Consider the following 12,226-nt stretch of genomic DNA (forward strand, 5'->3'; position numbering starts at 1 on the left):
AGGGAACATTTTGGATATTAAAATTCCTAGGGCAACGGCTAAAAGATTGCCTATGTATTATCGATATCTTAGCGGTTTACACGACGCGAAAATAAAGAGAATATCCTCTAGTACTTTTGCTGAAGCAGTTCAAGTTGATTCAGCAACTATTAGAAGAGATTTATCTTATTTTGGAGCTCTTGGAAAACGTGGATATGGATACGAAGTTGATAATTTATTAGACTTCTTCAAGAAGATTCTAAATCAAGATCACTTAACAAATGTTGCATTAGTCGGTTTAGGTAATTTGGGTCAAGCCTTACTACACTTTAATTTTCACAAAGATAGTAACGTAAGAATCTCAGCTGCCTTTGATATTCATGACGACATGATTAACACTGTTCAAAGTGGTGTACCAGTATACGATGTTAAAGACTTACAAGAACAATTAAGAGATCAACAAATTGAAGTAGTTATTTTTACTGTTCCAGCAACCGTAGTTCAAGACCTATGTGATGAAGCCGTAAAGGGTGGAGCAAAGGGTATCATGAACTTTACTTCAAAACGTTTATCAGTTCCCAAAAATGTAAGAGTGCAAAACGTTGATTTAACTAATGAATTACAAACATTAATTTACTTCATTGAACACTATGAAGGTGAATAAGAAAGATGAGCCGTTGGCCCATCTTTTTTTTGTAGGATTATATCGTGTATCAAGTAAAAATTCTTGCATCTAAAACTAAAAAATAATATATTATTTATAGTGATTAGCACTTATAATAATTGACTGCTAATACTGATAAAAGACATAAAAAACAAAGTGAGGTCAAGCAAAATGTTAAAACCATTGGGTGATCGTGTAATTATTGAAGCACAAGAAGCTAAAGAAGAAACAGTTGGAGGCATTGTGTTAGCAAATAATGCTAAAGAAAAGCCACAAACTGGTAAAGTTGTTGCCGTGGGAAACGGTAGAGTTTTAGACAATGGCCAAACTGTTACACCAGAAGTTAAGAAGGGTGACGAAGTTGTTTACGATAAGTATTCAGGTACTTCTGTAGACTACGATGGTCAAAAATATTTAGTACTAAAAGAAAGCGACATTTTAGCTGTCGTTGAATAATAGATAAAACGGAATTATTAATGAGGTGAATAAGAAATGGCTAAGGAAGTTAAATTCTCAGAAGACGCAAGACGTTCAATGCTAAGAGGTGTTGATAAACTTGCAAACACTGTTAAGACTACATTAGGACCAAAAGGTAGAAACGTTGTTGTTGAACAATCAACAGGTACACCAAACATCACTAACGATGGTGTTACAATCGCTAAGTCAATCGAACTACCAAATCATTTTGAAAACATGGGTGCTAAGTTAGTATCAGAAGTTGCATCAAAGACTGACGACATTGCCGGTGATGGTACTACTACTGCAACTGTATTAACTCAAGCAATCGTAAACGAAGGAATGAAGAATGTTACTGCTGGTGCCAACCCTGTTGGTGTTCGTCGCGGTATCGAAAAGGCAACTGAAGTAGCCGTTGAAAAGCTACACAATATGTCAAATGAAATCAAGAGTAAGAACGACATCGCTCAAATCGCTTCAATTTCAGCTGCTAACCCAGAAGTTGGTGAATTAATCGCCGACGCAATGGAAAAGGTTGGAAACGATGGTGTTATCACTGTTGAAGATTCACGTGGTGTTAACACAACTATGGATGTCGTAGAAGGTATGCAATTTGATCGTGGTTACATGTCACAATACATGGTTACCGACAACGACAAGATGCAAGCTGACTTAGACAACCCATACATCTTAGTTACTGACAAGAAGATTAACAACATTCAAGAAATCCTACCAGTACTACAATCAGTTGTTGAACAAGGTCGTGCACTTCTAATTATTGCCGATGATATTGGTGGTGAAGCACTACCAACATTGGTATTAAACAAGATGCGTGGTACCTTCAACGTTGTTGCTGTTAAGGCTCCTGGTTTTGGTGACCGTCGTAAGGCTCAATTACAAGACATTTCAGTTCTTACAGGTGCTACTTTAATCACTGACGACTTAGGATTAAACCTAAAGGACGTAACCATTGATCAATTAGGTCAAGCAAACAAGGTTAACGTTACCAAGGACGACACTACAATCGTTCAAGGTGCCGGTGACAAGGACCAATTAGCTGCGCGTGTTGCAGAAATCAAGAACCAACTAGAAACTACTACATCAGAATTCGACAAAGAAAAGCTACGTGAACGTTTAGCTAAGCTAGCCGGTGGTGTTGCCGTTATCCGTGTCGGTGCAGCTACTGAAACCGAACTAAAAGAACGTAAGTACAGAATCGAAGATGCATTGAACTCAACTAGAGCCGCTGTTGAAGAAGGTTTCGTTCCAGGTGGTGGAACTGCATTCATCAACATCCTAAAGAATCTGGAAGAAATCCCTGCAGAAGGTGACGAAAAGACTGGTGTAAACATCGTTTTACGTGCTCTAGAAGCTCCAGTTAGACAAATTGCCCACAATGCCGGAATTGATGGTTCAATCGTTGTTGAACATCTAAAGGGTAAGGAAATGGGTATTGGTTTCAATGCCGCTACTGGTGAATATGAAGACATGGTTAAGGCCGGAGTTGTTGACCCAACCAAGGTATCAAGATCAGCTCTTCAAAACGCCGCATCTGTTTCAGCATTACTATTAACTACTGAAGCTGTTGTAGCTAACTTACCAGAAGAAAAGAAAAATCCAATGAACCCTTCAATGGGACCAATGATGTAATAAAAAAGGATTCCTTTGGGAATCCTTTTTTTGTTTAACCTTGTTTTTAATCTGTTACATTTGTATAATTTATTAATAGTATTATAAAATGAAAGGATAACGATTATGCTAAAATTCGAAATTATCGTTTCCCTTTTCGCGACAATGTTAATTTCTGCTGTGGTAACACCGTTTATCAGAAAGCTAGCATTTCGCTGGGGAGCTATCGATAGTCCAAATAAGCGAAGAATGAATAAAATACCAATGCCGACATTAGGAGGATTGGCAATCTTTGTGTCATACACAATTGCCACAATGTTCCTATTAAGGTCGCAAATGCCAACACATCAACTTTATGGGATGTTTGCGGGCCAAGTAGTCATCATTATTACAGGGGTAATCGATGACATCATTGTATTAAAACCACGTCAAAAGGTATTTGGAATTAGTTTAGCAGCAATCATTGTCTATTTCTTCGGAAACATTCAAATGAGTAACATATCATTACCATTCATTGGAACATTTAGTCTTGGATGGTTAAGTTTACCAATTACTCTAATTTGGATTTTAGCAATCACCAACGCCGTTAACTTAATTGACGGTCTGGATGGATTAGCAACGGGTGTCGCAGTTATTGCATTGACCACCATGGGAATTACCGGTTTCTTCTTCCTAAACGTTGGCAACGTCTATGTTTCAATCATGATTTTTGCACTAGTTGCAGCGTGTTTAGGATTTTTACCTTACAACTTTTTCCCAGCTAGAATCTATCTAGGGGACACTGGATCATTGTTCATCGGTTTCATGATTTCAATTTTCTCATTGAATGGATTGAAGAATGCTACATTCATTACCGTTATTATACCGGTAATTATCCTGGGTGTTCCAATCACTGATACCATTTACGCAATCTTACGTAGAATGTTAAATAAGCAACCAATCATGCATGCTGACAAACGACACTTACATCACCGTCTGATGCAAATTGGATTGACTCACCGTCAAACCGTATTGGTAATCTATGGAATTGCTTTGATTTTCTCATTCATTTCATTGCTATATCCAATCTCAACAATTTGGGGTTCCATTTTACTAACGATTGCAACGTTAATCGGGTTGGAACTATTCGTTGAATCAATCGGTTTAGCGGGTAAGGACAGACAACCATTACTAAACGCAATTAAAAAAGTCGTTAAAGAAAACACAAGTAAAGATAACCACTAAAAAAAGAATGGCCATTTTGGTCATTCTTTTTTGTATGGATCATAATCAACTTCAAAGTATTTTTCATCGCCATCATGCATTTCAACACGACCATTTAGTAAATCAATTACTTTTTGTTTAAACTCTTCCACTTTAGGATTATCGATGGCAACAATTACGGACACTTTGTCGGTATATCGAGTGTCGATAATGTTAATGCCACTTTCCTCTAGGTGGTAATTTAATTGATCAAACAGGTTGTAGGCAACGTCGATTGTTATTTCTGTTTGTAAAATCTTTTTGACAATTCCGACGTGCTCGATGGCCTTGGTGGTGGCATTACTGTATGCTCGAATTAAACCACCGGCACCTAACTTAATTCCACCGAAGTATCTAGTTACAACGGCAGCGGTGTTGTGAACGCCAATGTTTTTTAACGCTTCTAGGATTGGCACACCAGCAGTTCCTGATGGTTCACCGTTATCACTAGCGCGTTGAATGGAGTCGTCTTGACCAATCACATAGGCATGACAATTATGAGTGGCTTTTTTATGTTCTTCTTTAACGCTATTTACGAAAGAGATTGCTTCTTCTTCGTTCGCTACTCTAGCGATTGAACAGATGAACTGTGATTTTTTGATATCAATCTCGTTGACACCATTTTCTTTAATTGTGAGATAATCTTTTTCCATTTAGATGTTTTCACCTCAGAATTTAGCTTTTTTGCGTACTTAATTATGGTGATAATTATGATTAAAGATGTTTCTGAATTATACGGTAGACAAGTCAACGCTACGAAGGTTGATGTGAGTCTCCTCAATAACTCAATTGTTCATAAATACGTTCCAATTAAGGTTAACAATAACAATATCTATTGTAAACGATGTGGCCAAAAAACGCCCGTAAACAGGTGTAATTTGCCAAACAATAACTATTATTGTCCAGTTTGCATCAATTTGGATCGGGTAACTAAAAGCATTCCATTAGTGTATGCCGATGAGCCCAATGATTTTGAAGTTAAGCAGCCGGTCTTAACATGGCAGGGCCAATTAACTAATGAGCAGGAGAAGTGTTCCAATGATATTATCGACGTCTTCGAAAATAACAAGACGCACCTATTATGGGCAGTTACGGGTGCAGGTAAGACCGAAATGCTGTTTAAGGGAATTGAAAAAGCTTTGACTGAGGGCAAACGAGTCTGTATTTCTTCACCACGTGTTGATGTTTGTGTCGAACTATACCCGAGAATTAAGGAGGCGTTTGCCAACACATCGATGATTCTTCTCCATGGCCGTAATCCACAGCCGTATCACTATGCGCAGCTGACGATTTGCACTACCCATCAACTACTGCGATTTTATCGCGCCTTTGACGTATTGATTATCGATGAGGTCGATTCGTTTCCGTTTGTAAATAACGAGGGACTACATTTTGCTGTGGAAAATGCAACGAAGCAAGACAGTGCCAAACTATTTTTAACGGCTACTCCAACCAATGAAATGACGAAGAAGATAAGGGCCAATAAGCTATCAGCTAGCTACTTACCAATTCGATTTCATCGGCATCTATTACCTGAGATTAAATTAAAGTACACCAAGAAATGGCGAGAAAACTTAAAGAAGCAGAAGCTACCGAAGTTACTACTACATAAGATTGCCGATAAGATTAAAGAAAACCAGCGCTTTTTATTGTTTGTACCACGGATTGCTGATTTAAAACCAATTAGCGATATTTTAGCCAAGCAGTTTGACGCTAGTAATTGGGAAACCGTCTTTTCTAGTGACGATAAGAGAATGGAGAAGGTATCCGACATGCGTGAACAACGTAAACTATTCTTGATTACGACCACCATTTTGGAGCGAGGGGTTACCTTTCCAGGAATCGATGTGATTGTGTTTGGCGCAGAAGATGATGTCTTTTCAACCTCATCATTGGTACAAATAGCTGGAAGAGTGGGTAGAAAGCTTGATCGACCAACCGGTGAAGTATTGTTTTTAGCCGAGGAAAACACATTAGCAATAAAAAGTGCGATTAATCAAATTAAGTATATGAATAAGAAGGCGGAAAAATTAAATGGATAGTTGTCTATTGTGCAATAAATTAATGGTATATGACATGTCACTTTCATTTTTATTGAGCTTTAAACGATTACCGAAACGATACGTTTGTGCGGAGTGTATGAACCAGTTTGCTCGCATCGATGAAACGAGAATATGTAGGGCATGCGGACGTCAGATGGATAAGTCCGGAGTATGTATTGATTGTCAGAAGTGGCACCAATTAGGAGATGATTTCGTGAATGAATCAATCTTCCAATACAACGATGCAATGAAGGATTTTATGCATCGCTACAAGTTCGTCGGGGACTACCAGTTACGGATGATTTTTCAAAAAGAGATTAGAAAAAGGATTAGAAAAGATTTGTTGATAGTACCAATTCCAGTTAGCGCTGAAACTAAGATTAATCGGGGGTTTAATCAGGTCATTGGACTCTTGGGAGATATTGAATATGTCGACGCCCTAATAGTGAAGAAAAAACGCAAGGTGCGGCAGTCTGAGTTGAACCGTCAACAGCGTATTCACAACAAACAAATTTTCACAATTAATCCTAAACATGAGTCCCAAATAGTCGATCAAAAGATACTAATAGTCGACGATATTTATACCACTGGAACCACGATTAGACATGCAGCAAGTGTGCTGAGGAAAAACGGCGCCAAGCAAGTTTTAGGACTAACTTTATGTCGATAAGGGATGTTTTATATATATAAAGGATATTTTTTTAGAAGAATTAGATAATCTGTTTTTAAAAATGATAATTAAATGTTAGAATAAGAAAGATAGAATTTATATAAAGCGAATAAAACATTAAAAACTAATTCACGGAAGGAAAATAAACAAATGGCTAACATTTTAAGAAAATGGGTCGAAAGCGATAAGCGTGAAGTTAAAAGACTTAGCAAGCTAGCTGATAAGGTTGAAGCATACGCCGATGAAATCAGCCAACTAAGTGATGACGAACTAAAAGCTAAAACCCCAGAATTTCAACAACGTTATCAAGATGGGGAAACTCTTGATGACTTACTACCAGAAGCATTTGCAGTTGCCAGAGAAGGTGCTACTCGTGTATTAGGTTTAACTCCTTTCCATGTTCAAATCATGGGTGGAATTGTGCTACATGAAGGTAACATTTCAGAAATGAAGACTGGTGAAGGTAAAACTTTGACTGCTACTATGCCGGTTTACCTAAACGCCTTAGCTGGTAAGGGTGTTCATGTTATTACTGTTAACGAATACCTATCACAACGTGATGCTGAACAAATGGGTGAACTATACAACTGGTTAGGCCTATCAGTAGGTGTTAACTTAACCGAAAAGAGTCCAGAAGAAAAACGTGAAGCTTACAATGCTGATATCACTTACTCAACTAACAGTGAAATTGGTTTTGATTACTTACGTGATAACATGGTTGTTTACAAAGAAGACATGGTTCAAAGACCATTGAACTTTGCTATCGTCGATGAAGTTGACTCCATCCTAATTGATGAAGCCAGAACTCCATTGATTATTTCAGGACAAGCCAAAGGTTCTTCAGAATTATACATGCAAGCTGATCAATTTGCTAAGACATTAAAGGAAAAAGATGACTTCAAGATTGACTTGGAATCAAAGACTGTTTCTTTAAATGACCAAGGAATTGAAAAGGCTGAAAAGTACTTCAACTTAAAGAACCTATACGACACTGATAACACTGCATTGACTCACCACATTGATGAAGCATTGCGTGCTAACTTCATTATGATCAAGGATAAGGATTACGTTGTTTCTGACGACGAAGTACTTATCGTTGATTCATTTACTGGTCGTATCATGGACGGTCGTCGTTTCTCTGATGGATTACACCAAGCTATTGAAGCTAAAGAAGGCGTAACCATTCAAGAAGAAAGTAAGACAATGGCCAACATTACTTACCAAAACTTATTCAGAATGTACAGCAAGCTTGCCGGTATGACCGGTACTGCTAAGACTGAAGCAGACGAATTTAGAGAAATCTATAACATGGACGTTATCTCCATTCCAACCAACAGACCGGTTGCCAGAGTGGACGAACCTGACTTGTTATACCCAACTCTACAATCAAAATTCGATGCTGTAGTTGATGAAATCAAAGAATTACACGCCAAGGGTCAACCAATCTTAATCGGTACTGTTGCCGTTGAAACTTCAGAATATATTTCAAAACGTTTAGATGATGCTGGCATCAAACACGAAGTGTTAAATGCCAAGAACCATGCTAAAGAAGCTGAAATCGTTGCTAACGCTGGTCAAAAGGGTGCGGTTACTATCGCTACCAACATGGCCGGGCGTGGTACTGATATTAAATTAGGACCGGGTGTTGTTGAATTAGGTGGACTTGCCGTTATTGGTACTGAAAGACACGAATCAAGACGTATCGATAACCAATTACGTGGACGTTCAGGACGTCAAGGTGATCCAGGTCTATCACAATTCTACTTATCACTAGAAGATGACTTAATGCGTCGTTTCGGTTCTGATAAGATTAAGAACTTCTTGGAAAGAATGAAGGTTGATGGTGACTCAGCTGTTATCAAGAGTCGTTTAATCACCAAGCAAGTTGAATCAGCACAAAAACGTGTTGAAGGTAACAACTACGATTCAAGAAAACAAGTTCTACAATACGATGACGTTATGAGACAACAACGTAGCGTTATCTACAACGAAAGATACCAAGTAATCACTGAAGATAAGTCATTAGACTGGGTTATGAAACCAATGGTTAAGAGAACAATCAACCGCATTGTTAACTTACACACTCAAGGTGACAAGAAGGACTGGGACCTAAGTACAATCCTAGACTTTGCCATTAGTGCACTTGTTAGCCCTGATATGATTAGCCTATCTGACTTAGAAGATAAGTCAGCTGATGAAATCAAGGACTTCTTGGTTGAATTATCTGAAAAAGTTTACAAGGAAAAGAAAGAACAACTATACGACCCAGAACAAATGCTAGAATTTGAAAAGGTTGTTGTATTAAGAGTTGTTGATTCTCACTGGACTGATCATATTGATGAAATGGATCAATTGAGACAATCAATTGGTTTAAGAGGTTATGGTCAATTGAACCCATTAGTTGAATACCAACGTGAAGGTTATCAAATGTTTGAAGAAATGGTCTCAGATATTGATTACGATGCCACAAGATTGTTCATGAAAGCTGAAATCAGACAAAACATCGAAAGATAATAATAAAGCGAAGATGAACAGAAGTTCACTTCGCTTTTTTGGTAAGGAGAGTAAGAATGGAACTAGCTGATGCTAAAAATGAAATAAGTCAAATCAAAAAAGCCATCCAAGGCTTTAGGGGGTCTCTTTGACTTAGATTCCCTTCAAGAAAGCATTGAAATTAATGAAGCAAAGATGGCCGAACCAGGATTCTGGAATGATCCAGAAACAGCCCAAAGCTTCATTAATGAAAATAATCGTTTAAAGAAAAAATACGATAATTTTAATGAACTAAACGAAGAGGCTGAAGACCTAGAGGTGAACCTAGAATTAATCGAAGAAGAAAACGATGATTCAATGATGGAAGAATTCGAAGAGTCTTTAGCACAAACTAAGTCACATCTTGAAAAGTATAGATTAGGGATGCTTCTAAATGGTAAGTATGATGCCAATAATGCCATTTTAGAAATTCACCCAGGAGCGGGTGGAACCGAATCGCACGATTGGGGAATGATGCTATTTAGAATGTATACCAGATGGGCTGATCAAAATGGTTTCAAACTTGAAACACTGAACTACCAAGCAGGAGAAGTGGCCGGAATCGATACAGCCACCATCATGGTTAGTGGTGAAAATGCATATGGATACCTAAAATCAGAAAAAGGTGTTCACCGTTTAGTTCGAATTTCACCATTTGATTCTGCCGGACGTCGTCATACATCATTTGCTTCTGTCGATGTAATGCCAGAACTAGATGATACCGTCGACATCGAGATTAATCCTGCCGACTTACGAGTTGATGTTTACCGTGCCAGTGGTGCCGGTGGACAACACGTTAATAAGACATCTTCAGCAGTTCGTATTACTCATGAACCTACCGGGATTGTTGTGGCCAGTCAAGCTCAACGTTCACAACTACAAAATAGAGAAACTGCCATGAACATGTTGAAGTCCAAACTTTACGAACTTGAAGAAGAAAAGAAGGAACAACAAAAGGCACAACTCGAAGGTGAACAAAAAGAGATTGGTTGGGGTTCACAAATCAGATCTTATGTTTTCCACCCATATTCAATGGTTAAAGACCATCGAACCAACTATGAAACAGCAAAGGCGCAAGATGTTATGGATGGTGATTTAAATCCATTCATTAATGCATACTTGCAATGGAAACTAAGCAAAAGAAATCCAGAATAGGGGAATTTAAATGAATAATTTATGGATGACATTGTTAATATTTATTCAGCCAGTACTATGGTTGGGAATATTAAGAAATTACATTATCTACCGTAAGCGTATCAAACGTGAAAGAAACGACTTTAACACTTCAATTTCACCAAACAATTTTGAATTGAAACATTTTTGGCTAAGCTTCATCATTTTAGGAATTGTTGGAAGCATCATTTCAATGGTCTTAGGAATTTATCTATCACTTCCTTGGATCATTATCTATGAAGCGTTGATACTAATTAACTTGATTATTATTCCAGGTCAATTCTTTACAGTGTTAAACCTAGTAATTGCGACTGCTTTGACATTTGTAACGTATAAATTCGACTTGTTTACGTATATTAATACAGAAGGTATCAACACATCATCTACTTCACTATCAAATGCATTATTGCTATTAGTGACAGTATTTTTTGTTTCTGCATTGTACATGAATATGTTCTTAGGAAACTATCAATCACCAAAGATTTTTAAAAACCAACGCGGTAACAAGGTTGCCGGTTATTTAAACAAGGAATTTGCGGTCCTACCAATTGCCGTATTAATTCCAGGTGATCAAATTCATACATTGATTAGTTGGTGGCCAGTATTTTCAATGGGTCAACACGAATTTACAATCTTTATCCTACCTGTATTGATTGGAATTAGATTTACCATTTTCAAATCAATGCCAAAAGAATTTTTCAAAAAGTTATCAAATCGATTGTTATGGTTAACATGTTTGGGTATTATTCTAGTTGTTGCAACTTACCTACTAAATGGTGTCGATAACATTGAATTGATTTCAATGGCTGTGATGGCAGTATTATACCTATTAGTTTTAATCAGAACTAAGCGTAAGGATAACAAGAAGGCTAAGTGGTTCTCAGACGCAGTTAATGGTCTAAGGGTAATTGCCGTTAGAAAAGACACCCCAGCTGAAAAGATGGGTGTTGAAATGGGTGATTTAATCGTTGAGGTTAACAACATCAAAGTAAGTACTGAAGACGACTTCTACAAGGCCACTTTGACTTCACCAACATTTTGTCGATTGAAGGTATTAAACCGTCAAGATCGTATCAAGATTATGGAAAGTGCCATTTATAGTGACTCACCAAATGAACTAGGTGTAGTTGTAATTAAAGAAAAGTAACTTAAGATTGATTTAATAAACATTATTTAAAATGTCATTTAACGAGGAGGCTTTATGATGACTAAAATTTACCGTTCTCAATCAGATCGATTATTAACAGGATTATTAGGTGGAATTGCCGAATACTTTCATATAAACTCACAACTTTTAAGAATTATTTTTGTTGTTCTATCAATTATTCCGGGCCATCTAATTGGCGGACTATTACTTTATGTAATTTGTTTAGTAATTGTTCCGGCTAACCCCAACGTTTATGGTGGTGGACATACTAATAACAAACAAACTCGACGTAATTTAACTGACGTTGATGAATTTAATGATAAATAAGAGGTGACACCATGAGAGTGTTAGGTAGAATATTGATTAACACATTGCTATTTATTGCGATTGCAGGTTTCTTCCAAGGCAGCTTTTACGTTGCTTCATTTGGAACTGCAATTGTGGCTGCAATTGTTTTAGCGATTCTAAATGCATTGGTAAAACCAGTATTGTTTATCTTATCCTTACCAATTAACTTGGTAACCTTAGGATTATTCAGTATTATCCTGAATGGAATTATGTTGGAATTAACATCTTTTGTGGTGGGCAATACTTTCCATTTTGCTTCATTTGGAATGGCAGTGATTGTTGCATTGATCATGTCAATTTGTAACGTCATATTGTCAGACTACTAAAAAATTTTTAAAAACATC

General features: G+C 37.3%; 12 protein-coding genes. 11 read left to right on the forward strand and 1 reads right to left on the reverse strand.

What is annotated here, in order from left to right:
- The first annotated feature begins 7 nt into the window (after window positions 1–7).
- The 4 genes from OEZ61_RS02525 (at window position 8) to OEZ61_RS02540 (ending at window position 3,952) form a co-directional block, all read left to right on the forward strand.
- Entirely contained in the window at window positions 8–643 is a 636-nt protein-coding gene (locus OEZ61_RS02525) for a redox-sensing transcriptional repressor Rex (protein WP_034532012.1), read from the forward strand.
- Between the two features lie 171 nt (window positions 644–814).
- Complete coding sequence (gene groES / locus OEZ61_RS02530) at window positions 815–1,099, forward strand: co-chaperone GroES (protein WP_034531925.1); 285 nt, start codon at window positions 815–817, stop codon at window positions 1,097–1,099.
- A 36-nt stretch (window positions 1,100–1,135) separates the two neighbouring features.
- Window positions 1,136–2,749, forward strand: a complete 1,614-nt coding sequence (groL, locus tag OEZ61_RS02535; protein ID WP_290046844.1) for a chaperonin GroEL — start codon at window positions 1,136–1,138, stop codon at window positions 2,747–2,749.
- 105 nt (window positions 2,750–2,854) lie between these two features.
- The gene (locus OEZ61_RS02540; RefSeq protein WP_232347927.1) at window positions 2,855–3,952 is read left to right on the forward strand and encodes an MraY family glycosyltransferase; all 1,098 of its coding nucleotides are present in this window, start codon (window positions 2,855–2,857) and stop codon (window positions 3,950–3,952) included.
- 20 nt (window positions 3,953–3,972) lie between these two features.
- On the opposite strand, the gene OEZ61_RS02545 is transcribed toward OEZ61_RS02540, so the two are convergent.
- Complete coding sequence (locus tag OEZ61_RS02545) at window positions 3,973–4,623, reverse strand: YigZ family protein (protein ID WP_198178017.1); 651 nt, start codon at window positions 4,621–4,623, stop codon at window positions 3,973–3,975.
- Window positions 4,624–4,848: 225 nt separating this feature from the next.
- Here OEZ61_RS02545 and OEZ61_RS02550 point away from each other — a divergent pair, with 225 nt between their 5' ends.
- From OEZ61_RS02550 to OEZ61_RS02580, 7 genes are all read left to right on the forward strand, one after another.
- On the forward strand, window positions 4,849–6,012 hold the full coding sequence (locus OEZ61_RS02550; protein ID WP_354669362.1) for a DEAD/DEAH box helicase family protein: 1,164 nt from the start codon (window positions 4,849–4,851) through the stop codon (window positions 6,010–6,012).
- Between the two features lie 154 nt (window positions 6,013–6,166).
- Window positions 6,167–6,682: a ComF family protein gene (locus OEZ61_RS02555; RefSeq protein ID WP_198178015.1), complete on the forward strand. Its 516-nt coding sequence runs from the start codon at window positions 6,167–6,169 to the stop codon at window positions 6,680–6,682.
- Between the two features lie 150 nt (window positions 6,683–6,832).
- Window positions 6,833–9,196 carry a preprotein translocase subunit SecA gene (gene secA, locus OEZ61_RS02560; protein ID WP_054607970.1) on the forward strand — a complete coding sequence of 788 codons (2,364 nt, stop codon included), beginning with the start codon at window positions 6,833–6,835 and terminating at the stop codon, window positions 9,194–9,196.
- Between the two features lie 56 nt (window positions 9,197–9,252).
- Window positions 9,253–10,369, forward strand: a protein-coding gene (prfB, locus tag OEZ61_RS02565) for a peptide chain release factor 2 (RefSeq protein WP_143444123.1) whose coding sequence is annotated in 2 segments (ribosomal slippage) — window positions 9,253–9,324 and window positions 9,326–10,369 — 1,116 coding nt in all. Because the reading frame shifts where the segments join, the coding sequence is not laid out codon by codon here.
- A 10-nt stretch (window positions 10,370–10,379) separates the two neighbouring features.
- A complete protein-coding gene (locus OEZ61_RS02570; protein ID WP_248601025.1) occupies window positions 10,380–11,534 on the forward strand; it encodes a PDZ domain-containing protein in 1,155 nt (384 codons plus the stop codon).
- Window positions 11,535–11,591: 57 nt separating this feature from the next.
- Window positions 11,592–11,861 (forward strand): PspC domain-containing protein, encoded by a 270-nt coding sequence (locus OEZ61_RS02575; RefSeq protein ID WP_051592233.1) that lies wholly within the window; start codon window positions 11,592–11,594, stop codon window positions 11,859–11,861.
- Window positions 11,862–11,872: 11 nt separating this feature from the next.
- On the forward strand, window positions 11,873–12,208 hold the full coding sequence (locus OEZ61_RS02580) for a phage holin family protein (protein ID WP_034531935.1): 336 nt from the start codon (window positions 11,873–11,875) through the stop codon (window positions 12,206–12,208).
- Window positions 12,209–12,226: the final 18 nt, after the last annotated feature.

The sequence above is a fragment of the Apilactobacillus sp. EABW-1NA genome (assembly GCF_030398685.1).
Classification (GTDB): Bacteria; Bacillota; Bacilli; order Lactobacillales; family Lactobacillaceae; genus Apilactobacillus; species Apilactobacillus waqarii.